General features: G+C 45.5%; 19 protein-coding genes. 15 read left to right on the forward strand and 4 right to left on the reverse strand.

Going from position 1 to position 25107, the window contains the following annotated elements:
• Positions 1 to 97 precede the first annotated feature (97 nt).
• Together C1I60_RS25680 and C1I60_RS24885 are read left to right on the forward strand one after the other, a co-directional pair.
• Positions 98 to 325 carry a hypothetical protein gene (locus C1I60_RS25680; protein ID WP_252361730.1) on the forward strand — a complete coding sequence of 76 codons (228 nt, stop codon included), beginning with the start codon at positions 98 to 100 and terminating at the stop codon, positions 323 to 325.
• A gap of 119 nt (positions 326 to 444) precedes the next feature.
• A complete protein-coding gene (locus C1I60_RS24885; RefSeq protein ID WP_212734478.1) occupies positions 445 to 549 on the forward strand; it encodes a YjcZ family sporulation protein in 105 nt (34 codons plus the stop codon).
• Positions 550 to 971: 422 nt separating this feature from the next.
• Here the strand turns inward: C1I60_RS24885 and C1I60_RS15155 are convergent, their stop codons facing one another.
• Positions 972 to 2102, reverse strand: coding sequence for a phosphodiester glycosidase family protein (locus C1I60_RS15155; protein WP_137062496.1), 1131 nt, complete (start codon positions 2100 to 2102; stop codon positions 972 to 974).
• 246 nt (positions 2103 to 2348) lie between these two features.
• Here C1I60_RS15155 and C1I60_RS15160 point away from each other — a divergent pair, with 246 nt between their 5' ends.
• The 4 genes from C1I60_RS15160 (at position 2349) to nspC (ending at position 7819) form a co-directional block, all read left to right on the forward strand.
• Positions 2349 to 2972, forward strand: a complete 624-nt coding sequence (locus tag C1I60_RS15160; protein ID WP_137062497.1) for an SMI1/KNR4 family protein — start codon at positions 2349 to 2351, stop codon at positions 2970 to 2972.
• A gap of 181 nt (positions 2973 to 3153) precedes the next feature.
• Positions 3154 to 5034, forward strand: coding sequence for a molecular chaperone HtpG (gene htpG, locus C1I60_RS15165; protein WP_137062498.1), 1881 nt, complete (start codon positions 3154 to 3156; stop codon positions 5032 to 5034).
• Between the two features lie 437 nt (positions 5035 to 5471).
• Positions 5472 to 6671, forward strand: coding sequence for a saccharopine dehydrogenase family protein (locus C1I60_RS15170; protein WP_137062499.1), 1200 nt, complete (start codon positions 5472 to 5474; stop codon positions 6669 to 6671).
• Between the two features lie 8 nt (positions 6672 to 6679).
• On the forward strand, positions 6680 to 7819 hold the full coding sequence (gene nspC / locus C1I60_RS15175) for a carboxynorspermidine decarboxylase (RefSeq protein WP_137062813.1): 1140 nt from the start codon (positions 6680 to 6682) through the stop codon (positions 7817 to 7819).
• Positions 7820 to 7936: 117 nt separating this feature from the next.
• Here the strand turns inward: nspC and C1I60_RS15180 are convergent, their stop codons facing one another.
• Entirely contained in the window at positions 7937 to 8425 is a 489-nt protein-coding gene (locus C1I60_RS15180) for a hypothetical protein (protein WP_137062500.1), read from the reverse strand.
• Between the two features lie 381 nt (positions 8426 to 8806).
• Between C1I60_RS15180 and C1I60_RS15185 the strand changes: the two genes are divergently transcribed.
• Entirely contained in the window at positions 8807 to 9322 is a 516-nt protein-coding gene (locus tag C1I60_RS15185; protein WP_137062814.1) for a hypothetical protein, read from the forward strand.
• Positions 9323 to 9357: 35 nt separating this feature from the next.
• Entirely contained in the window at positions 9358 to 9864 is a 507-nt protein-coding gene (locus tag C1I60_RS15190; RefSeq protein WP_137062501.1) for a GNAT family N-acetyltransferase, read from the forward strand.
• A gap of 103 nt (positions 9865 to 9967) precedes the next feature.
• On the opposite strand, the gene C1I60_RS15195 is transcribed toward C1I60_RS15190, so the two are convergent.
• Positions 9968 to 10405, reverse strand: coding sequence for an N-acetyltransferase (locus tag C1I60_RS15195; protein WP_137062502.1), 438 nt, complete (start codon positions 10403 to 10405; stop codon positions 9968 to 9970).
• Positions 10406 to 11595: 1190 nt separating this feature from the next.
• On the opposite strand from C1I60_RS15195, the gene C1I60_RS15200 reads away from it, so the two are divergent.
• Positions 11596 to 13335, forward strand: coding sequence for an SGNH/GDSL hydrolase family protein (locus tag C1I60_RS15200; protein ID WP_137062503.1), 1740 nt, complete (start codon positions 11596 to 11598; stop codon positions 13333 to 13335).
• A gap of 22 nt (positions 13336 to 13357) precedes the next feature.
• Here C1I60_RS15200 and C1I60_RS15205 read toward each other — a convergent pair whose 3' ends face one another.
• Positions 13358 to 14140, reverse strand: coding sequence for a helix-turn-helix transcriptional regulator (locus tag C1I60_RS15205; protein ID WP_137062504.1), 783 nt, complete (start codon positions 14138 to 14140; stop codon positions 13358 to 13360).
• A 106-nt stretch (positions 14141 to 14246) separates the two neighbouring features.
• On the opposite strand from C1I60_RS15205, the gene C1I60_RS15210 reads away from it, so the two are divergent.
• The 6 genes from C1I60_RS15210 to C1I60_RS15235 all read left to right on the forward strand — a co-directional run bounded on the left by C1I60_RS15210 (position 14247) and on the right by C1I60_RS15235 (position 25102).
• The gene (locus tag C1I60_RS15210; protein ID WP_137062505.1) at positions 14247 to 17114 is read left to right on the forward strand and encodes a glycosyl hydrolase 115 family protein; all 2868 of its coding nucleotides are present in this window, start codon (positions 14247 to 14249) and stop codon (positions 17112 to 17114) included.
• 211 nt (positions 17115 to 17325) lie between these two features.
• Entirely contained in the window at positions 17326 to 18852 is a 1527-nt protein-coding gene (locus tag C1I60_RS15215) for a response regulator transcription factor (protein ID WP_137062506.1), read from the forward strand.
• Between the two features lie 49 nt (positions 18853 to 18901).
• The gene (locus C1I60_RS15220) at positions 18902 to 20725 is read left to right on the forward strand and encodes a sensor histidine kinase (RefSeq protein WP_137062507.1); all 1824 of its coding nucleotides are present in this window, start codon (positions 18902 to 18904) and stop codon (positions 20723 to 20725) included.
• Positions 20715 to 22298 (forward strand): response regulator, encoded by a 1584-nt coding sequence (locus tag C1I60_RS15225; RefSeq protein WP_137062508.1) that lies wholly within the window; start codon positions 20715 to 20717, stop codon positions 22296 to 22298. Before C1I60_RS15220 ends, C1I60_RS15225 begins: the two co-directional genes overlap by 11 nt.
• A gap of 69 nt (positions 22299 to 22367) precedes the next feature.
• Positions 22368 to 24053 carry a type 2 periplasmic-binding domain-containing protein gene (locus tag C1I60_RS15230; RefSeq protein WP_137062509.1) on the forward strand — a complete coding sequence of 562 codons (1686 nt, stop codon included), beginning with the start codon at positions 22368 to 22370 and terminating at the stop codon, positions 24051 to 24053.
• 74 nt (positions 24054 to 24127) lie between these two features.
• The gene (locus C1I60_RS15235) at positions 24128 to 25102 is read left to right on the forward strand and encodes an ABC transporter permease (protein WP_137062815.1); all 975 of its coding nucleotides are present in this window, start codon (positions 24128 to 24130) and stop codon (positions 25100 to 25102) included.
• The last annotated feature ends 5 nt before the right edge of the window (positions 25103 to 25107 follow it).

Consider the following 25107-nt stretch of genomic DNA (forward strand, 5'->3'; position numbering starts at 1 on the left):
ATGCTGCATTATCCTGTGCGACTGGGCTTTAACTTCCATGCTGAAAGCTCTATATATGAAAGAACATAACAGGCTTTTCCCTCCAAAATTCCTATCCATGACTGATTTACTGAACTTATTACATACCGAAACCAACCCGGGATTGGATGTTGTCGTATTTATCGGCACCACTCAATTTCTGTCATCCCAGTTAGAAACCCCGCTCCTTCAAAAGATGAAGAACAAGGATGTGAGCAGGTTGCTGCGCAGAACCGACGACATTCTGTGCCAGTTGTCCCCCCGTGTGATTACCGATCCATCCGAAACGTATCAGTCCATTTTCTAAGAAGTCCTATCCTGTCAAAATAAGCTTGTACGTCAAATAAACGTTGCCAATGTGCCCTGTCGTAAACCGTTTTTCTTCATACGATAAGAGTATGCTTTAAAGCAAGGAGGGATTCAGACATGGGTGAAGTTGGTTACGGTGGCGGTGGAGCATGGACATCCACAGGCGCGATTCTGGTATTGTTTATTTTACTGGTTATTATCTCTAAATCTTTTCTGATCTAACAGCAGGTTAGCGTCGCTTAAATTCACAAAGCAGCCTTCTTTCACTATATAGTGAGGGAAGGCTTTTTTTGTGTAGAACGGATGCCAACCTAAGCATGTTGTCTGTCCCTGCAAGCATTGCTATACTTTATATACTGGGAAAATTCCCCTTAGCAATGTGACATACATGGATACGCAGAATACGCGAAAAAAACGGAGATTCGTTGACCAAAATCAAGAGGATTACACAATGAACGTAGCATGGCGAAGGCAGTAATAGTTTTACAAGTCTGATCCGATTGTAAAGACAGGATAAACCCTGTAACGACCCGGACAAGCCGCTTGAATATGCGGAAACCCTGAACAGGTGCAAACCTGAACTTATGAAAATGGAAAAAAGGCTACCCGCACGGCTTACAAATCCGCGAAGACAGCCTTAAAATCTATTGATATTTTACAATTATTGCATTGCTGATCTGGCGGCCGGGTGTGGTGAGATAGGAGCCGTTGTAATACAGCCCACTGGAAGCACCGCCATCCAAATTCATGGCCTGATAAGCACCAGCCTGCTTCATGATTTGAGCAAGCTGTGGAATAGTGGCTCCGCTTGTGGTCAGGAGAATTAGCTTATGATCCCGTGTAATCCCGAGGGCGCTTCTGGCCCCGCCGCCTGTTAATATTTTGGGGTCCTTGAAGCCTTCGGCTTTTATATTCAGGGAAACCTTTCCGTTCGTCACTAAACGAGGTCCGGCTTGAAGGGCGCCTTCGACGTTGCCTTGGCTTAAACGCTGCTCAAAGGCAGGACCTGAAACCAGCTCGGCCAAATGGTTAGCATCGTACGTGAAGACGGTTCGTTGGTCGCCAGAGCTTTTTTTCAACAATTTCCCGTGGCTGGCCAGGTAGCCATAAGGCGTTTTGTAGGAGTTTTTGGTATAGGCGTCAAAGTAGGTACCGTTGATAGCTACAACCGCTTGATTGCGTTTGGCGAGACCGCTTAAGTTCTCCACCTTGCCGATGCTATTCCCTGCCAGCGCCACGTCCAGACTCACCTTGGGATGAAGCATGGAGATGGTGACCACCTTAGCGGAGAAGGTGCGTGATCCGACCTTGAAGCTTTTATGAGCCTTCGTGATCGGTGTGGTACTGCCGGGCAGCTTGCCTGTGAGTACCGGAAGCGAGACAGACGTTGTGCCTTGACTGATATGTACCGATGAGGCTTCCTTTTGCCATGAGACTTGCAGGTTTAGATGCTGACTGATGAACTTCAGGGGAACGTAGGTGGAACCATTATCGGTAAAAGGAGCCTTTTGCAAACGGATCGTTTGATCATTAGCTTTGGCCACAGACTGTCCTGCAAATAACGTGAGCCGGGTATCGCCCTGGGCAATCTCAATCTTTTTGTCCTTAGTCGTCTTGTTGATGGTGACCCCTTCATAGCTGTTCAGGAGACGGAGTGGGATAAAAGAATGGTTACTCTGATCCACATAAACCAGCATGGGTACTGGTGCAGCAGCATAGATCGGGGTTACAAGGATCAGCAGGAACAGGATAACAAGTGCGGTGATTTTTTTCATGAATAGATCAATCTCCTTATGTAGTCTTGACACTTTACGAGGTGCTTGTACTTATATCGGGTTTTATAAGCTATAAATGTATGTATCCATGAGCTTTGGACCATCTGGGTAACCATGAGCCTCTGCGCTGGTAATACTAATATTTTAAAAACGATGATAAAAGCAAAATCTGTTAAGCTGAACTTGAAAAAATGTTTAATGGCATATGATGCAGATCTGATATAGAAAGGAAAGAGGTGCGGGGACATGGACAAGAAGGCGGATATTCGCACATCCATGAAGGAGTTATTTGCACATATGGATGAGGCTTTTTTTATGGACTTGGTAGAAAATGTACCCTTCGAGATGCGTGACGGCAATGCCGATGAGGAAGGCTGGATCAAGTGGAAGCCTCTTCCTTCGCAGATCACAGAGCAGGAGGTTCGGGATCTTGAGGAAACCTATCATTTCGAGCTTCCTCCCTTGCTGAGAAGTTTCATCATGTCCTATCATTATGTGGCTTTGCAATTCGATAACGAATTTATTCCTGGAATATACTGGAGCGATTGTGCCTTTATTGAGTTTCCGCGACTGCCTGTGGGTCAAGGCTTGAAGGGATTTCACGGTTTGCTCCGCGAATGGTCGCCCTTGCTATCGGCAGGCTATATTCCCTTTGCAATTGCAGAGGACGACCAGGGTCCCGTTTGTCTGAATGCAGGAAGCAGACATAAGGATGGGGACTATCCTGTCGTATGGTTCTTTCATGAGGATTTGAAGCATCTGGGCGAGGATGAGTTGCGCATCAGGGATAACCTGATTCCCCATGTACAAGGGCTGTTTCCCTCTTCTGTCGAGATGTTTAACGTGATGTTTAAGCAGATCAGGCACTAACAATTTCGGAATTGGGACTATATCATGCATCCATCGTATTGACATAAAAAATGAGGAATGTTATAAAAAAAGGTAGGCTGGCACTCAAATGAGGGGAGTGCTAACAGACTTTCCAGTTTGGACGGTTCCCCATGTGCAGCCTTACCTTACATAAGGTTCATATTCGAAAGGAGATATCAGAATGGAGAAAAAACAGTTTCAGGCTGAGTCCAAGCGTCTGCTCGAAATGATGATTAACTCGATTTACACGCAAAAGGAAATTTTTCTAAGAGAGCTGATCTCCAACGCAAGTGATGCAATTGACAAAATTTATTACAAAGCGTTGACGGATGATCAACTGGTCTTTGACAAAGAAAATTACTATATCAAAGTAACAGCCGACAAGGAGAACAGAACGCTCACTCTTCGTGATACCGGGATTGGTATGACCAAGGAAGAACTGGAAAACAATCTGGGTGTCATTGCTAAAAGTGGCTCGCTGGCGTTCAAAAATGAAAATGAATCCAAGGATGGACATAACATCATTGGACAATTCGGGGTCGGTTTCTATTCGGCATTTATGGTTGCGGATGTTGTTACAGTGACTACAAAGGCACTGGGCAGCGATACCGCTTATAAGTGGGAATCCACAGGTGCAGATGGATATACCATTGAACCGGCTGAAAAAAACGAGGTCGGCTCTGTGATTGTTTTGAAAATCAAAGAAAACACCGAGGATGAGTCCTACGACGAATATTTGGACGAGTATCGTTTAAAAGCACTGATCAAGAAATACTCCGACTTTATCCGTTATCCGATCAAGATGGATGTTACAGGCAAACGTTTGAAAGAGGGCAGTGACAACGAGTTCGAAGATTACGAAGAAGAACAGCATATTAACAGTATGGTTCCCATCTGGAGAAAGAACAAAAGCGAGCTGACCGACGAGGATTATCAAAATTTTTATGCGGAAAAACGCTATGGCTACGACAAGCCACTCCAGCATATTCACGTCAGCGCGGACGGCGCGGTGGTGTACCAGGCTATTTTGTTTATTCCAGAAAATATCCCGTTTGATTTCTATTCCAAGGAGTATGAAAAAGGACTGGAGCTGTACGCTAACGGCGTGCTGATTATGGAAAAATCGCCTGACCTGCTGCCGGATTATTTCAGCTTTGTCAAAGGTATGGTGGACTCCGAAAGCTTATCGCTGAACATTTCCAGAGAAATGTTGCAGCATGACCGCCAGTTGAAGCTGATTGCCAAAAATATCGAAAGCAAAATCAAAGGCCAACTGCTGACCCTGCTCAAAAATGACCGGGAAAAGTACGATCAATTCTACAAATCATTTGGCAGACAATTGAAATTTGGTGTCTACAACAATTATGGCAGCCATAAAGAAACACTTCAGGACCTGCTGATGTTCTACTCTTCTACGGAGAAAAAGCAGGTTACACTGGACGAATATGTATCGCGTATGCCTGAGGATCAGAAGTATATTTACTATGCTTCCGGGGAGTCCAACGAGCGTATCGAGAAGCTGCCGCAGACCGAAATGGTGGCCGACAAGGGCTACGAAATTCTGTACTTCACCGATGATATTGATGAGTTCGCTATTAAAATGCTCATAAGCTACAAGGAGAAAGAATTCAAATCCGTATCCAGTGGCGATCTGGGCATTGAGGCTGACGAGAATGAGAAGGAAACAGAAGCGGAACAAAACGACAACAAAGAGCTGTTCGAGTACATGAAGGGCTTGCTGGAAGGCAAGGTATCCAGTGTTAAAGCCTCCAAGCGCTTGAAGACGCATCCGGTGTGTCTGTCCGCAGACGGCGAAGTGACGATTGAAATGGAGAAAATCTTAAATGCCATGCCGAACAACGCCGATGTCAAAGCGAATAAAGTGCTGGAAATCAACATCAACCATGCGGTGTTCAACTCTTTGAAAGAGGCTTTTGCCGAGGACAAGGAGAAGGTCAATCTCTATACGGCATTGCTGTATAATCAGGCACTATTGATCGAAGGCTTGCCACTGCAAGACCCGGTTGAATTCACCAACGACATTTGCAAAATTATGGTTTAACAAGCTTTAGTTTTGCTTTAGTTTTATAGAGAGCCGCTCCCGCATCGGGGGCGGCTTTATTCATGGATAAACAATCCTACAGTACCAGCCAATCATTTTCCCCCCTCTGAATCTTCTTCATAAGAAATAGCGGGTGGCCTTTTTACTAGAAATAAGATAATATTAACTCTTTAAGGCTGTTTACTTGGAGTGCGAAAAAACTTCCTTTAAACGTGTACTGACTTCCTTGGAGCGCCTTCGGAGGAGCTATTGTTTTCTTTATTTTATGGCGTTTTCTTGCTTGAATTTGGGATTTGTAAAATTTTTGTGACATAGTGGTGTGAATTTTTACACTGCAAATTATCGTTTTTCTTGATTATTTGGTGGGATGTCATTATAATCATTTTGTTTGCAAGAATGATTAGCGATTAGCGTATGGAATAAGGAGGTTATTTATTTTGGGAAAAGCATTGATTATTGGCGCCGGTGGCGTGGCCAGCGTTGTGGTGCATAAATGTTGCCAAAACCCAGATGTATTTGAAGAAATTTGTATCGCGAGCAGAACTGTTGAGAAATGCGATGCGCTTAAAGAAAAGCTGGGTGGAGGCCGTACGAAGATACAAACGGCTCAGCTGGATGCTGACAACACCGACATGGTCATTGACCTGATTCGAAGCTTTCAACCGGATGTAGTTATCAATGTGGCTCTCCCTTATCAGGATTTGACGATTATGGATGCTTGCCTTGAGACAGGCGTTCATTACGTTGATACGGCGAATTATGAACCGCCGGATACGCCGAAGTTTGAATACAGCTGGCAATGGGCTTACAAAGAAAGATTTGAAAAAGCGGGCATTACAGCTCTGCTGGGCAGCGGTTTTGATCCAGGCGTGACTGGAGTATTTACGGCTTATGCTCAAAAGCATTATTTTGATGAAATTCATACAATTGATATTGTAGATGCGAATGCAGGGGACCACGGATATCCTTTTGCAACTAACTTTAATCCGGAAATTAATATTCGGGAAATTACGGCGAAGGGCCGTTACTTTGAAAATGGAGAGTGGATTGAAACTGAGCCCCTTTCCGAGAAAAAGGTATACGACCTTCCTGAAATCGGACCGAAAAATATATATCTTTTGTACCATGAAGAACTGGAATCTCTTGCAGTGAACATTAAAGGTGTGAAAAAAATCCGTTTTTGGATGACTTTCTCGGACAATTACCTGAATCATTTGAACGTGCTTCAAAACGTAGGCATGACTTCCATTGAGCCTATTGATTACGAAGGACAGCAAATCATTCCATTGCAATTCCTGAAAGCCATTTTGCCAGACCCGGCTTCCCTGGGACCTAGAACCAAGGGTAAAACGAATATTGGATGTATCATCCAGGGTGTTAAAGACGGAAAACCAAAAACGTATTATGTATACAATGTGTGTGATCATGAGGAATGTTATGCAGAGGTTGGCTCTCAAGCCATTTCCTACACGACAGGTGTTCCTGCCATGATTGGCGCAATGCTTATCATTAAAGGCATCTGGAAAAAACCAGGCGTATACAACGTTGAGGAATTTGATCCAGATCCATTCATGGAAGCACTGAATAAACACGGATTGCCATGGCAAGAGAGCTTCACGCCAACGTTGCTTGATTGAGGTCTGTGATGAATATTGATATTAGCGGACTTCCATCACCTTGTTACCTTGTTGACGAAAGACTTCTTGTGAAAAACCTTGAGGTTTTAAATTCTGTTCAAGAGCGAACAGGCTGCAAAATTTTGCTTGCTCTTAAGGGATTTTCGATGTTTTCGACATTTCCTCTGGTTGGTAAATATTTAAAAGGCGTAACTTCCAGTTCATTGTTTGAGGCGAGACTGGGTCGCGAAAAAATGGACAAGGAGGTTCACGTATACGCACCAGCTTATGTTGACAGTGAATTTGACGAGCTGCTGGAGTATGTTGACCACATCGTTTTCAACTCCTTCGATCAATTGAAACGGTTCAAAAGTAAGGTGCAAGGCGTGACTTCCAAAAAGATAGACATTGGAATTCGGGTCAATCCGGAATATTCGGAAATCGAAACTCCGCTGTATGATCCTTGCTACAACAACTCCAGAATGGGTGTGACCTTGGCTAACTTTAGACCTGAGGATCTGGATGGCGTGGATGGTATTCATTTTCACACGATGTGTGAACAGAATTCCGACACGCTGGAGCGCACCATTAAAGTCGTGGATGAGAAGTTCGGGCCATACATTAAGCAAATGAAATGGCTTAATTTTGGCGGCGGTCATCATATCACCAGAGAAGACTATGATCTGGACACGCTGGTACGCTGCATCCAATATTTTCAGGATAAATATGGTGTACAGGTTTATCTGGAGCCGGGCGAAGCTATCGCTTTGAATACCGGTTATCTGGTTGCTACAGTCCTGGATACGATGAAAAACGGAATGGATATTGCGATTCTGGATACTTCGGCTGAATGTCATATGCCTGATGTACTGGCTATGCCTTATCGTCCGAATATCATTGATGCAGGCAAGCCTGGTGAGTATGCACACACCTACAGACTCGGTGGACTTACTTGCCTGGCAGGAGATGTGATTGGCGACTATTCCTTTAAAGAGCCATTGAAGCCGGGAGACAAGCTTGTGTTCTGCGACATGGCCCATTACACGATGGTCAAAAACCACATGTTCAACGGAGTCAACCTGCCAGCCATCGCCAGCTACAATGACGAAGAAGGCATTAAGGTGATCCGCCAGTTCTCCTATGAGGATTTTAGCTCACGTCTGTCGTAAGAAAAAGATGGGGCTTTAATGACTGAGTGTACCGAATGGAATGACTGAACTACAAAAGCCTCGTCCCTTGAGATAGGGGCGAGGCTTTTGATTTATAAGGGTTAGGATTTTTAATATTTATTGTTCAATCGTAGCTGAAAGCCTATAATCGAACTGTTGACCAATTTCGTAGCCTGGAACCTCAACTGCTATATAATACCATTTTCCAGCTTCAAGTTCTTTGCCTAAAGTGTTCTGACGATCTACCGCTGTTCTAATCTCATGACCATTACTATCGGATAGAACCAATCTTAACCATGCATTAGGATACTTATCCCCTTCAATTTTAAAATTAACCCGTTTGGTCTGAAAAGCCTTGAACTTAAAAACATCGTATGAATCCCAATTCCCTTGAGTAAGTTTTCCAATGCTTCCATATATATCATCACCCAACCAAACTTCGCTTGCTTCTTCAAAGCTATTATTAGGCTCTCTGTCGGTCCCGTTATCATAGAGTTTAATCGATTCCTTAGTTGGTGAAGCAATGTCTTCTTGAGCAAAGGCAACTCCTGCAGAAGTACTTAACATAAGTGTCAGACCTAATGAAGCTAACAACGTTTTTTTCATGAATAAACGACCTCTCTTTTTGGGATTTATATTCATTTATATGAATATATTAGTAATAGGACTCAAATCTATTGTATATAATTTACCAGTAAATTGGAACAATAAAAAGGAATATTTATCAATAAAATAAATATAATAGAATATTTTGTTACAAAGGTGTATTTTTTCATCCCTCAGAAGTAAAATCTAAGGAAGTTCTGTAGAAAAGGAAATGAAGTATGTACTAACAGTTCAAAATGGAAAATATAATCAGAGCTTTTTTGCTGGAAATTCGGTGAATTTCTTGGCGGCCAACATTTATGATATACTCATTGGATTGGAAACCTATTGGAGTGTTAAATGTATGAAGCATATGGAATGACAGGCAGAGGTGAATTGAACATGTTTGACCCGACGGTTTTTGATAATTTAAAAGTAGCTATGGAAAATGCAGTATATGATCTGGATAATCTGGATTCACGTATTGAAATCACGCAACGGATCGACCGATTGGAAATGTCCGTGATGTCGCGTGAGTTCGCTATACAGTTTAGGCTGACGGAACGACCCGGTGTGACGGCAGAAATTCGCTTGAATGCAGATTTAAACAACCTGGCTGCGGAAATTTTGGAAATTGAAGATCAAATCCCTGGATGTGTACTGCTGCTCAGCTTCTATATGGAGGTTCGTGAGATTGAAACACAATGCAGCCAGATTGAAGATATATTGACACAAATTTGGAAACCGGATCTTAGGCCGCTCCAAACGCTCAGCTTTGTTTACGGGGAGAAGGCAGCTACATACCAAAACAAGATTGAGCTTCAATTTTCCAGACAAATAAATGAAGATCAGATGGAGGATATCCCGGAGCTATTGGAGCATATTTTGCTGACGCTTACGGAATTGCACAAGGTATGAAATAACATAATCATTAAAGGAGCAGGGAATATAAAATGAATGAACTTGAATTCTCACAAGTGTATGCCATTATGGAAGCCTCTTTTCCTGAAACGGAATGTAGAATCTTTGCGTCGCAAAAGGCACTGCTTACTCATCCTTCTTATCGCTTAATCACTGAAAAGGGTGAACAAGGGCATACGATCGCTTTTCTGGCAGGCTGGGAATTTACACATTTTCGATTTGTAGAGCATATTGCGGTAGATCAGGCTATACGTGGTGGCGGGTTAGGTAAAAAGCTCATGAGCAGATTTATTTCACAGTCCGATAAACTGGTAGTGCTGGAGGTTGAGCCACCTGAGGACGAATGGACTCGGAGAAGAATTGGTTTTTATGAACGCTTGGGATTCCATCTCAACGATTTTGAGTATGTACAGCCACCTTTGAGGGCAGGGCAGACCGATCTGAGGCTTCAAATTATGAGCTATCCGTATGCGCTGACAGAGCAGGATTTTGCGCCGTTTAGACAAATTCTATATACCGAGGTTTACGGGCTGGAATGAGAGAATATATATATTAGCGCAGGTAAAATATAAAAGGCTCTGCTTTTACCGTATTTATACGGGAGCAGAGCCTTTGACTTCATTGAGATAATATAACTTAATGTTACTTGTGCTTTGTCCAAACCATTATAAATTCCTTTTCACGGGTTGCTGGATCAACGGATTCTTCTTGAATGATAAAGCCATTTTTGGTATAAAAGTTAAATGCCTTCGTGTTGGACTGGTATACTTTCAATTGGATCTGATCATATTGCTTCTTAACCCAATCTAGTAGTAACTTGCCATACCCTTTTCGTTGGGAATCTACTCGTATAAACAAGGCCGCTAAATATCCATCTATCATAGAAACGAAGCCACCAATAGTGTGATCGTCCTGTATAATAACGTAGTTTTGAGCTAGAGGAAGGTATTTGTCTTCCATTTCGCCAACCTGTGATGTCCAATATTGTGGATCAATAAAATGATGGGCCTCTATGGAAGCTTCCAGCCATATAGTTGCTAAATCTTTAAACTCTTCCACATTCCCCGGTCGAATAGACATAGAATGACCTCTTTTCCCAGTATGTAATCTTGTTACGATAGTGTGGTGTTTAACATAAAAAAGACCGTCCGAGGACGGTCTTTTTACCCGTAGCGCTTAATTAAAGCTTTGATCCGTATCCCGCGCCTCCGTCAACTCTGTAAATTAGAGAATAACGGACCGGGTAAGGGATACGCTCAACATATAATTATTAATGTTGACGCACCTCCTTTCCTGATGTACCCATTTTACCATATATGGTCTGTTATATCCAGTGATTTTCTTGTATTTATAGTAATGATTCATAGATATTATAATATAAAATTGGCTTAATTTTATGTTCAATGGGAGATACAATCCTAATCAACTAGCTCCTAGATTTGTCCTTGTGGCGATTTAGGAGTTTTTTTTGCATAAGGGATTTACAATGTATTGCCCTATCACTTGAGCCGAAGAAATTTTTGAGCTGTATTCAAGATGAACATAGATGTTGGTGGTCGTGGAATAATGACTATTCCCAAACTGTACCCGACTTTAATAATTAATCTTTTATAAGGCTAATTCATATACTTGATTAGAAATAAAGTATTGATAAATAGGTATTATTTACCAATACTTTATTTTCCAATACCCTCAAGCCCCCTTTTTTTCTACAAATATTTAATTTTTACAAAGACGAAAAAGGATAAATATGCCATACTATGGATGAACAAGGTAGAATCTGCAAGATCGTAGATAAACATAATCCGAAAGAGGGGAGGATATTGTTTAGAAATTCAAAGGTACTGTTTAATGATAATGGGAATTTGCAAATAAGCGATTTGGAAACAGCAGAATGGTCGGAGAATGCCATAGTTTATATTGAAAACGGTTGCAAAATTACCGCTGATTTCAAAGGCTCCTCCAGCAATGCCAGCCGCATCCGGCTTTTGCCGGATAGTAGCAACTGGTGGCGGACAAGGAGCAGAAGGGGGAAGCAGACAACTTGTAGAGCCTACATATGACTAAGGCTACGAGGAGCGCACTTTCATGCTGGAGCCGGTAAAGGGAATGTAGAAGGTTACGTTCATATTTTTGCCAGGCTCTAATTTCGACTTCGGTTGGTTCTGGTTTAGTTGATTGTACTCCAGGGAGTAATGGTGTGTTCAAACACGCTCCTCACCAGCAGCATTGTCCTTATCCAACAATAAAAAGTAAAAGGAGACATTTCCATGAATGACAGTTTTTCAGGACTTACGCAGCAGGATGAGATGGAAGGCCCCAAGGCGCCTAAAGACCCGGTGACAAGACGAAGTGGATTTTCCGTTATGTATGAAACCATGATCGAGGGAACCGCTCGGCCAGACGGAAGCTTTGCCCAGGAGATTTATTTGGAGGGGAGGCTGGCTGATAAGGCCAAGTATACGGGAGGAGTTGGAGATGAGGACATACTGGAGCTACTAACCAATTGCGAAGGCTTGCGCCGATTGGTCCATAGTATTGGGATTACCGTGAAGGCGCATAATCCGGAAGTAGCTGACGTTCGGTTTGTGTACCATAACTGGGGTAAAACCAGCAAGTACGAATCCGGCACCCGCCTTGAGCTTATTTGTCCGGCAGATGGCTCTGAAACTATGCTGTTTATGGAGGAATACGACTGGTCTTTGGATGATGATGTTCCAGGAAGCTTCGTCTTTCTCTTCGACCGGGTGGGAGAACTGGCTACAGTCAACATTACGTTCTACCTGCACGACGGGTTCCATGTTCCCGAAGTTTCCATGGAGGAACCTGTGGATTTCGATTCGCAAGCCTATCGCGAGATGATCGCTAAATCAATTTTGAATAAAGGCAATAACAAAAGGCTCAAGGCTGCAATTGAAAAGGCCAAAAGAGGAGAACAGGTGACTGTGGCCTATATTGGAGGCTCCATTACACAGGGGGCAGGGGCCGTTCCGATTCATGAAAATTGCTATGCATACCAGTCCTATGCTCTTTTTAAGCAAAAATTCGGCAAAGACGGTGAGGAATCGGTTCAACTGGTAAAAGCAGGCGTAGGCGGTACCCCATCGGAATTGGGTATTGTCCGCTATGACCGGGATGTGCTTCGGGGAGGAACGGTAGAGCCGGATATTGTGGTAATCGAATTTGCCGTGAATGACGCGGGTGATGAGACAAAGGGAAATTGTTATGAAAGCCTGACATTGAAGGCCTTGAACGCATCCAATAAACCTGCGGTTATTTTACTGTTTAGTGTGTTTGTCAATGACTGGAACCTGCAGGAACGGCTGTCACCTGTGGGCTGGCATTATGATCTTCCTATGGTCAGCGTAAAGGATGCTGTAGAGGGGCAGTTCCGGCTTTCCAAGGCAGGAGGAAATGTGATTTCCAAACGACAGTTTTTCTTTGACATCTACCATCCGGCCAATGCCGGGCACCGGGTAATGGCTGATTGTTTGGGATGGCTGTTCGACATAGCAGATGAGGCATCACTCGATCAGACGGATGTGGATACCAGTAAGCCTCCTGTCATTGGTTGTGATTTTGCCGAAACAGAGCTGCTTGATCGCAGTAATTCGGAGCATATTGCCACAATCAATATGGGTAGTTTCACCGAAACTGATACAGACCTGCAAATGGTGGAAATGGATGATCACCCGTACAGCTCTCCCCAGTTTCCTTATAACTGGATGAATCATCCAGAAAATGGTGTCTCCGAATTTAAAATAACCATTTGTTGCAAACGTCTTATCCTGGTGTTCAAGGACTCGGGGAATAGCGATTTTGGATGTGCGGATATTTGGGTGGATGAAAAATATATCAAGACAGCCGATCCCCATGAGAACAATTGGACACATTGCAATGCCGTAATATTGTACAACGAGCAGGTGTCCAAGGAGCATACGGTGGTGATCCGCATGGCTCCCGGACATGAAACAAAACGCTTTACTATACTTGGATTCGGATATATTTAAGAATTTTTCTATTTCAAAGTTCCTATTTTTTTCTTACTGAGGATGGTGAGTAACCCCGCATCATTTTAAACAGATTGCTGAAATAAGAAATATCGTGAAAGCCGCAGCGCTCGGCTGTTTCCGAAACGTTGAAGTCGCCTGAGGACAACATCATCTCCGCATTGTTGATGCGGATGCGATTGAGGTATTTCTTGCAGGTTGAGCCGGTGGTTTCTTTGAACAGCTTGCCAAAGTAAACCGTATTTAGGTTTGCCTGTTCAGCCAGGATGCCAACTGTTATATTGTCCGAATAGTGCTCGTTAATGTAGTAGGTTGCGTTTTTGATTCTCGGATCAATTGTGGTCGCTGATAGCAGGTGATAATCGGAGAGCAGTCGGTGAAGAATCAATTCAAACAATGCACGGGTCTCGAAGGTGTAGAGCGGCTTCCTGTTCATCCATGCTTGTTTGAATTCACGAATATAGTCAAGGATCTCTTTAGTAATCATTTTCTTGCTTACGTATTCCAATGGAAGATGGACGTCATTATGCGGAGCAGCCCAATGAAAGTTAAAGGGATAGCAGTGCATGGGCAACTCCTTGAAGGTATGAGCTTCCCGGGTGCAGCCTTCCGGAATGTACAACAAATCGCCTGCTTGAACGATGACCTCTTCATCATTGATGTAATAGCAGGCTTTTCCGCTAATAACGAAAGTGAGATCGTGAAAGTCTATTTTTGCTTTTCTAATCGACCAATCTGCAAAGCATTTGCGGTCTACAAACAGGAATACTTGGGGGATCAGATGCTCGTGATAAGCCAAATTCAAATAATCTCCTCCTCATATGATGAAAGCGGTATCTTTTTATGGCATGTCAGAAGCGCATAACCAAGGTAGATTATGAACTAGAAAATGAAACGAAGGTGCTGTGATTATGAACGATGCAAAGCAATACTCAAAGGAAGCGGCCGTTCTCGTACAGAAGGGCAAGGCGACCCCCATATACACCGATGCGAAGGGAAACGACTATGACGGTATTCGGCGCGTCTCGTTATCACTGGTCAAGGACATTGAGCTGGTTACCACCGTTTTGCCCAACCTGATTACAGACAGGGCGCAGTTAAGCGGGATCGCGGTCATCGTCGGCTCCGCCGGACATAATGATATCATTGATTCCCTGATTGCGGAATACAGGCTTGATGTTTCAGATTTGCAGAATCGCCGGGAGACCTATATGATTCGGGTTTTAGAGCGTCCATGCCCGGAATTGGATAAAGCCATTGTTATTGTGGGCAGTGATAAGCGGGGAACGCTGTATGGGCTGTACCATATTTCGGAACTGATTGGAGTCAGTCCCTGGGTGTATTGGGCCGATGTACATCCCCCGAGGCGGCAGGAACTGGTCTTTACCAAGGAACAATTGGAATACACTTCTAAAGAGCCCTCCATTCGTTACCGAGGTTTTTTCCTGAACGACGAATGGCCTTCACTGGGATCATGGTCGAGGGATCATTGCGGGGGTTTTAACGAAGGGATGTATGAGAAAATATTCGAACTATTGCTGCGGCTGAAGGGCAACTATCTATGGCCGGCCATGTGGAGCGCTGTTTTCAGCGAGGATGGGAAAAGTCATCCACTGGCTAATGCTGAGCTTGCCGAGGCATACGGCATTGTGATGGGTACCTCTCACCATGAGCCCATGTTTCGAGCCGGCGAGGAATGGAGAAAGATTAATCAACATTATGGGGATAGCGGCTTGTGGGATTATTGGGCTAATACAGAGGCCATTACGAAATTTTGGGAAGATGGTGTCATCCGTAATAAGCATTTGTCCAATATGATTACGCTGGGAATGCGCGGCGAACAGGATTCGGCTCTTGGTGGCACCCTGGAGCAGAATATTCAGCGGCTGAAGGACATCATTTTGACCCAGAAGGCTTTGTTGCACAAGCATGGCCTGGACAATGCACCGCAAGCATTGACGATCTACAAGGAAGTGGAGACATTCTGGCATGGGACAGATACGGTTCAGGGTCTGAAGCATTGGGAGGTGTTGGATGATGTGACCATCATTTTGTCTGATGATAACTTCGGCAATATGCGGAAGCTTCCCGAAGCCCCGGATCGGAAACGCAAAGCTGGCTGGGGGATGTACTACCATTTTGATTACCATGGTGGCCCCCGGTCTTATGAATGGGTTAATACGGTTCCGCTTGAGAAAACATGGGAGCAGATGTCTCTGGCCTATGACTATGGAATCCGAGACCTCTGGATTGTGAATGTCGGCGACTTGAAGCCGATGGAACTGCCCATTTCCTATTTCATGGAGCTAGCCTATGATTTCGAGACCTGGGGAACAGGAAATCCCAATCGTACGGAAGAATTTTTGCAGACATGGACGGAGCGACAGTTTGGTCATGCTGCTGATGAAGAGACCACCGAGGGCATTGCTCGGGTTTTGGCGGACTATACAAAAATGAACGGGAGCCGCAAGCCGGAAGTGACCTATGCTGACACATACAGCTTGCTTCACTACAACGAAGCGCAACGGGTGCTAGAGAAAGCGATCCGGTTGGAGAAGGACGCCAAGGCATATTATGAGCTTGTGCAAAAAGAGCAGAAGGATGCCTACTATCAGCTTGTGTATTATCCGGCCGTAGCATCGGCCAATGTGACCAAAATGCAGATATACGCGAGCTTAAATCACAAATATAGCGGATTCCAACCTCAGAGCGTTCTTGCCAATCATTATGCGGCTTTGGTGGAGGAAGCCATTGCCAAAGATGTACAAATGCAAGAGGACTACAATAACAAAATTTCCAGCGGCAAATGGGAGGGAATGATGTCCTCTGCCCATATCGGCTATGTAAACTGGAATGACGAAGGCTGGCAGTATCCAGAGTTCAAGTATATCGAGCCTAAGGAAAAAGCGATGATGATTGTTGATGTAGAAGGGACAGACGGAGGGTTTACCGCTGGAACGGTAGCGCTCCCGCCATTCACTAGCTTGCAAAAGGAACGCTACCGTATAACCGTCAGCAATGCCGGAAAACAGGCGTTTGCTTATCATCTGGAGACTGACGCCGACTGGATCAAGACTGATCCAACGCATGGAAGCGTTTTGACCGGGGAAACCATTGAGGTGCATGTCGATTGGGGACGGCTTGACGCATCGGCAACGGGGGAAATTATGATTGTCTGCGGCAATCAGACGGTAAAGGCAACGGTCGTCGCAGAGGTTGTACACATCGATAATTTGCCCGATCTGACCTTTGCTGAAGCACACGGTGTGATTGCAATTGAAGCAGAGCACACTTGTGGCCGGGAAGCTGCGGGGGAGCTTCGCTGGGAGATAATCAAGGGATATGGACGCTCCTTGTCCTCCATGAAGCTGTTCCCCACAACAGCTCTTTTTGAGCGGATCGAAGACGCTCCATATCTGGAATATCGTATCTGCACCGCGGAAGAACAGATCTATAGCTTAACGGTTTATGCGGCCCCGACTAATCCTCTGGGGGAGGGTAGACGGCTGAAATATGCGGTGGCTTTTGATGGTCATCAACCGGTTTTGACAGATATGCTGCCTCTGGAGTTTGCTGCGGGCGAATCCCGGCATTGGTCAGAGTCCGTTATGAATAATATCCATACTTCCACAACGCAGCATTCATTGACCGCCGGCGTGCACACCCTACGATTGTATGTGCTGGATGCGGGTCTGGTGCTACAGAAGCTGGTCTTGTCCCGCGAGCCGCTTCTCTGCTCCTATTTTGGCCCCGAGGAGAGCTTCTGTAAGGAAGATTAGTATCAATACCTATTTCTTCGTAAGCGGTATTGCCGACAGGCATACCGGAAAATATACAGCTGATCGGCTAAATGCTCTGCATTAAACGGTGGGAACGCTAGGCCGGGGACACTTATACCCGTGGGGCAAATTTGATATCTGAACCGTAAATTGTAATTGCGCTTTCATGTATACAAGGCAAGGTTCATTTAACGAAGGGGGCGAAGGATAGATGATGAATGTGCTGTTGGTAGACGATGAACCGTGGGTTCTTGAGGGCTTGCGCACAATTGTGAACTGGGACAAATATGGCTTCCGGGTCTGTGGAGAGGCCTCGAACGGCAGCGCCGCCTGGTCTCTGATAGAGCGGCTTCAGCCCGAACTGGTGTTTACCGATATTCAAATGCCTTCCGTCAGCGGTCTGGAGCTGATCGACCGCTCACAGCATAAGCTGGCAAAGCCGCCGCGGTTTGTCATATTGAGCGGGTACAATAACTTCGAGTATGCAGTGACGGCGCTTGACCAACGTGTCGATGATTATCTGCTCAAGCCGATTGACGAGGATGAGATCGAGGCGGTGTTGGACCAGATGAGCCGCAAGATTCGGGAAGAGACGGCCCAGGAGGAGCTCCGCCGCCGCGACCGATCCCTGTACGTCAATAGTCTGATCAATCGGCTGATTCAGGGCGAGGTGGGCACCGAGCTTGAAAAAGAAGCCGCGGCCTTGTTGAATATCGGAAGCAGTGAGGAGATCGGCTGCCTGCTGGTTGAAACGGAAATGAGCGAAGAAGAGTTGAAGCGTCAGATACCGGAGCTTGCCGGGCCGGAACCGCCGGAGCTGTTCACGGATCCCGAAGGAAGAGTAGGCCTGGTCGCTTCCGGGAAACCGCACGCTGCAGATCGGCTTGAGGCTCTTGGGCGTCGGCTGTGTGAAGAGTGGCCGGGCGAGGCTCCCTCTCCCGCAATTGCGGCGCTGAGTTATGGTACAGGAGGGGCGTCCACACTTCGGCCTATTTACGAAAAAGCGCTGGCAGCGCTCAAATGGAAGCGCTATCACAATGAGGGAGGCATTATCGCCTGCAACGAGCTTCCGCGGAACGAACGCATGAAGGGAGTGAACAAAGCGGCCCTGGCTTCCTTGATCGAACGGGTCTCCTCGGACAGTCCCGAAGAGATTGAGGCTGCGGCGGACGCCCTGCTTGCTGCACCGCCCCCCGGGCTACCGGATATCGAATATGTGCGGATTCAGCTGTCCGCCCTCGAAATGGGCATCTCCAAGAAGCTGAAGGAGCTGGGTGGAGACGCCGATGCCTTCATGCGGGGCATACAGGGAGAGTTCGGTACGCTGACGGAGACAACCACTTTTCCGGCTTTTCGCCGGTATGCCCTGGCGCTATGCCTGAGCGGAGCGGCTGCCCTCCGCGAGCAGCGTGAACGCAGCGAGTGCCGCACGATCTTCCGGGTGGTGCAGCATGTGGACCAGGAATTTCGGAAGAAGCTGCAGCTTCAGGAGCTTGCCCAGATGTTCCATATGAATCCTATCTATTTGGGACAGCTGTTCAAGCAGCAGACCGGCAAGTCGTTCCGGGAATATCTGAACGACAAGCGGGTTGAAGAGGCGAAGCGGCTTCTGCGACAAGGCCGGCTGAGCATCGCCGAAGTGGCGGCGAATTCCGGTTATCCCAACACTGATTATTTTATAAGCCAGTTCAAACGGATAACAGGGATAGCGCCGTCTGCCTTCAGACGGCGGGAATAGAGACGGCTCAGGCCGAAAGAATGTTCAATGGGAGATGGTGGTGGAAGCCATGATTAGAAAGTTCAGATTTCGCAGTATAGTGAACGATATCCCGCTGAATTACAAATTCATGCTGATTTATGTAATCGGGATTTTGCTGCCTATTGTTATAATCAATTATTTGTTTATGGACCGGATGTCCGGGCTGATCAAGGAGCGGGAAGAGCAGAATCTGCAAATCTCGTTGGAGCGGGCGAGAAAGGATATCCACGGCATGATTGATGGCGGAGTTGCGGTCAGTCATGCCCTGATTACAGATAAGCTGCTGTACGAGACCCTGGACCGTAATTATAAGGATTCGCTGGATTTCTATAATACGTTCAACGAACAGCTCCGTCATCGGGTCACATCCTATATTCCGGTGAACAATCAGATCCAGCGGATCGGCATTTACACGGACAATCCGACGATCGTGCCCGGCAGCGACTATTATTACTTGAATGAATCGGTTTTTGCCAGCCCCTGGTATCAGGAGTGGAAGTCGTTCAACGGAACCGTGCTGGTGTCTGCGTATCTGGACATGGAGGCCAAACCCCCCGCAACTGCCACGCCTTATCTCAGCGTCGTTGAGAAAATGGATAATTACGACGTCAACAACTCTTACCAGAAGCTGGTGCGGATCGATTTCGATCTCAGCCGCTTTTACGATGTCATCGCCCGCGAGCGGGATTACCTGGATCTCTATCTGGTTAACGACCAGAACGAGATCATCGTATCTATGGACAGCGGATACCAGCGCGAGAATACCCCCAGTTTTCCTTTGTTCAAAATGGACAAAGAGGCGGACAACGATCTGCATATCATGCCGATCGGTAACGCCAGCTATGTGCGGGGGTGGAAGCTGATCGGCGTGCCCCAGGGGACGCGCGTCAGCAAGGCCATGCTGGATATGCAGCTTTATTCTAGCATACTGGTCGGCCTGATTACACTGTTCACCTCAGTGTTCATTTACGTCATGCTGCGCTCGTATAATCACCGGGTCAAGCGCTTGGCCCGGCACATGCAAAAGGTAAGGAACGAGAAGTTCGACTTGATCACAATCGATGAGGGGCGCGACGAAATCGGGCATCTGATCCGCAACTTTAACATGATGACCTCCCAGATCCATTCCTTGATCAATAATGTGTATAAGCTGGAGATTCAGCAAAAAAGCCAGGAAGCCGAGCGCGTCCGAGCTGAGCTCAATCTGCTGCAGAGTCAGATGAATCCCCATTTCCTGTTCAATACGCTGAATGCGCTTCTAGTGGTCAGTACCAAAAACAATTACACAGATGTTAAAGACATCATCAAGAACTTGTCGAAGCTGCTCCGCCGCTTGCTGAACTGGAAGGACGATCTGGTGCTGCTGGAGGAAGAGATAAATTTTACCGTGATGTATCTCGGCATCGAGAAATTCCGCTTCCAGGACAAATTCGAGTATTCCATCGAGATCACCGAGGAAGTGCGTCACTACAAGATACCGAAGATGAGTATTCAACAACTCGCGGAGAACGCCTGCAAGTATGGAATACAGGCTATTGAGGGGCTTGGAGTTGTCAAAATCCGCGTCGAAGTAGCCGATGAGCAGTTGCGCGTGGTTGTATCGGATAATGGCAAAGGTATTGACGAGGATCGTTTAAAGGAGGTTTTGTACAACATGCGCAGCGAAAAGGAGACTATAGGAGGTAATATCGGTATCCGTAATGTATACCGACGGCTGGAGTTGTACTACAACGACAGGGTTAGTTTTAACCTGACTAGCAAGGTGGGAGAAGGTACCGAGGTGTCCTTCGAAATTCCGATGCAGTTGTTGAAATGTCAGGATGGAGAAGGAGGGAAGGGGAATGGGGTTTAAAGTGCTGCTGATTGACGATGAGCCTTGGGCACTGGAGGGCATGCAGATTTGTATTGATTGGGGAGAGATGGGCTTTGAGGTGTGTGGTATCTGCGGCAACGGAATGGATGGTTTGAGGCTAATGGAGGAATTGAGCCCAGACCTGGTGATGGTGGATATCCATATGCCGATAATGGATGGTTTGGAAATGATAAAGCAATGGCGGCAAAGAGGGAATGTCTCCACGAAATTTATCATTCTTACCGGGTACAGCGAATTTGATTACGCTCGAAAGGCTCTCAAATACAGAGTCTCCCGGTATTTGCTGAAGCCTTTGGATGAGGAGCAGACTGAACTGGAGATTCGGGCAATCCAGCGCGAATTGTTAGAGGAACAGGAGCTCATTTACATCGGGCAGATTGCTCGTCGGGAAGAGGTGCTGCAGATGATTAAGGAGGCACTACTGGGCAAATCGATGTCCACAGAGGGTAATGATTTCATGGAATCTGTGTCCCAATCCGCCGATTTATGGAATGTATGTCTGGTGCAAGCGCATCGGGACCAGTCCGGACGACTGGGCGAGTTTGCACTTGAATTACTCGATGACTTAGAGACAGTATATTTGGTGCATCTGTCCATGGAACATTTCGTCATTGTGTTCGGCGACTCGGCGTATCAAGGTGATGGGCTCAGTGCTGAGAAGACTATAGAAGCACTGGCCCGTCGCTTGGCGGGTTTTCGTGTCTTCATGGCTGTTGGTGCCCCGGTAGGCTCATTAACTGGCATTGGAACCGCCTACAAAACGGCGTCCAAGGCGCTGCTGCATGCGTTTTATGAGTCGGAAAATAATGGAATTATTCACTATGACATAATTAAAGACAGCGTGTTTCAACATTGCTACAATCAGGTGGAACTTTTGGAACGCATATTGGAGACATTTGAAATCATCGACTATGCTGGCTATCGGTCAATTGTCGATTCGATGGAGCAAATGTTTTGGGAGACGCGAGTGTATCCTGATGAGGTCCAAAAATTTGTCGTCTTTATCCTTCACGAAATCAGGGCGTATATGAGTGTGCATTTTGCCGATGACAGGGAGCCTTCCGACTATCTGTTCGATATTCCCAATATGGACGAGGCATTGCTGACCTTTGACGATATGATTGGGATACTACGCTCTTGTGGACAGGTTTGCTTTGAACTTCTTCTCAAACAGAGCATGATTGAGCCTCAGGGGATCGTGCAGGATATCAATGACTACATCCGTAGTTATTTCCGGGAAAGTCTGACCATTAAACAACTGGCAGAGCAATTTTTTCTGCATCCTACCTATCTGGGACAATTGTTGATACGCAAAAACGGTATCGGGTTCAATGAATTGCTCCATGATCTGAGGATTGAAGAGGCAAGTCGCCTGCTTCGTATGAACCAATATAAAAATAGCGAGCTATCGGAAATGGTAGGATATACTAATTATAACCATTTTCTGAAGCAATTTGAGAAGCGCTTGGGTATGTCACCAAACGAATATAAGAAAATCAAAGCTTTTCATGTGAAAAGCTTTAATTCGAATATAGTTTCCGATCAGATATAAATTTAAACTAAAATTAATTAAATGTAAGGGCTTTCATTATTGGTATTACAAAACTATCGGAGGTGTCTTATGGGGGACAGAAAAAAATCGTTACTTCGTATTGGAGCGGTAGCACTTTTGTCACTGAGCGTTGTTCTATCTGGCTGCTCAATCAGCGGCAGCAGCAAAGGTGGAAATTCCAATGCGGACAATGTCAACAGCGGAGAGGTTGGAGCGGCAAGTCCAATTGAAATCTCAGTCTTCTTGAATGAAGCTGGACAGCAGCCGACAGCGGACAACAAGCTTTACAAAATGATGAAGGATGAGCTTGGTGTTACCTTCAAATTTGAATTTCTTGCGGGCGATAAGAACCAGAAGCTCGGCGTTATGATTGCTGGCGGGGACTACCCGGACCTGATCTCGGCAGACACAAAGCTGACCGCTGCGGGAGGTGTCATCCCGTTGGAAGATTTGATCGAGAAACATGCGCCTAATCTGAAGAAACACTATGCAAAGTATTGGAACCAAATGAAGGACCCTAATGATGGACATATTTACTATTTGCCAAACTATGGTGTCTATAATGGTGAAGTTGCTGATACCTATTACGGTGGTCCTGCCTTCTGGATTCAAAAGGCTGTTCTCAAGGAGTTCAACTATCCGACTCCTAAAACATTGGATGAATACTTCGATCTGATTAAAAAGTACAAAGATAAATATCCAACGATTGATGGCAGCCCGACCCTTGGTTTTGAAGTCCTGAACTATGACTGGAAAACCTGGGGATTGCTGAATCCTCCACAACATTTGATTGGTCATCCAAACGATGGCGGTGTAGTTGTAAACAAAGGCGTGGCAGAAATTTTTGCTGATAAAGATTACGCTAAGAAGTACTACCAGAAGCTGAATGAAATTAATGCTCAAGACTTACTCGATAAGGAAACGTTTACACAGAACTATGATCAGTACTTGGCGAAGTTGTCTAACGGTAATGTTCTGGGGATGTTCGATCAGCACTGGAACTTTCTCAAAGCTGAGGATTCATTGAAGACGCAGAAGAAGCTGGAGCGGACATATGTAGGCTTCCCTCTGGTATATGATTCCAGCATTAAGGATTACTATCGGGACCGTCCAGCGCTTAATCTGAATAATGGTTTTGGTATTACTGTTAACGCTAAGGATCCGGTAAAAATCCTCAAAGTACTCGATAAACTAATGGATGAAAAATGGCAAAAGCTATTTACTTGGGGTGTTGAAGGCGAGGATTATTATGTTAATAAGCAAGGTCGCTTTATGAAAACACCAGAGCAGCGTACTAACACTGATGATGCTGCCTGGAAGCTCGCCAATAAGGCAGAAGCTTTATACAATACCGCACCGAAGCTGGAGGGTTATTTTAGCGATGGCAACGCCACCACGGCAACCAATCAGCCTGAAGAGTATCAAGCAAGCTTGAAGCCTTACGATAAGGAAGTTCTAAAGGCATACGGGTTTAATAGCTACGTTGACTTCTTTAGTGCTCCTCCTGAGAACCCGGTCTACTACCCGGCTTGGTCCGCCGATATCGTGGATGGTTCTCCGGCCAAGATTGCCAGCACAAAGCTGAACGAGCTTTCTACAAAGTATCTGCCTAAAGCAATCCTGTCGAGTCCGTCTAGCTTCGACTCCGTATGGAACGAATACACCTCCGAGATTCATAAGCTTGACATCAAGGCCTATGAAGACAAAATAAACGAAGTGCTGAAGTGGAGAATTGAGAATTGGACTGCTAAATAGAACTATTTCTAAACCGGAAAGGGAGCACTCCTCCCTTTCCGAAAAATATAAGAATGGATAGGGAGTTTGATACTATGGAGGAGATTGCAATTGGCGCCAAGTCAGTTAAACAGGCAGACCCGAAGAAGAAACGCAGCGACAAACGCGTGACCTGGGCTATTATCAAGGATCAGAGACAACTTATCTATATGTCAGTTCCTCTGCTTGCTTATATAGTCTTATTTGCTTATGTGCCGATCTGGGGCTGGTCGATGGCATTTCAAGATTACAAGCCCGCACGAAGCTTTGATGAACAAACTTGGGTTGGCTTCAAGCATTTTAAGTTCCTGTTTACAGATGATAATTTTTTACGTGTCCTTCGTAATACACTTGCTATGAGTATGATCAACCTGATTTTTGGGTTTGTCACTGCCATTATTTTGGCATTGCTGCTTAATGAAATTAAAAAGATTATCTGGAAGAGAGCCGTTCAGACCATTTCGTATTTGCCACACTTTTTGTCATGGATTATCGTTACAGGAATTGTTGCCACTTCTCTTGCCTCTGACGGCATTGTCAACGAAATGTTGATGAAGCTGCATTTGGTTGATAAACCCATTTTATGGTTGAGTGAAGGAAAGTATTTTTGGGGAGTAGTGGGAGCCTCACACGTTTGGAAAGAAGTTGGCTGGAATACAATTATTTATTTGGCCGCCATAGCCTCTATTGATCCGGCTTTGTATGAAGCCGCTGATATTGACGGGGCCAACAGATATCAAAAAATGTGGAGCGTTACTTTGCCAGGCATTAAGCCAACTATTGTTATTCTGTTGATTATGTCAATTGGACATATTTTAGAAGCTGGTTTTGAAGTACAGTATTTGCTAGGCAACGGACTTGTTGTGGATTGGTCAGAAACGATTGATATTTTCGTTCTTAAATACGGTATTGCGCAAAGTAACTATTCCTTGGCCACTGCGGGAGGCATATTCAAGACCATTGTCAGTATTACAATGTTGCTGCTCGCAAACTGGACAGCAAAGCGGCTTGGGGAAGAGAGGTTATTATAGTGATG

Source organism: Paenibacillus terrae (genome assembly GCF_005217525.1).
GTDB lineage: Bacteria > Bacillota > Bacilli > Paenibacillales > Paenibacillaceae > Paenibacillus > Paenibacillus terrae_C.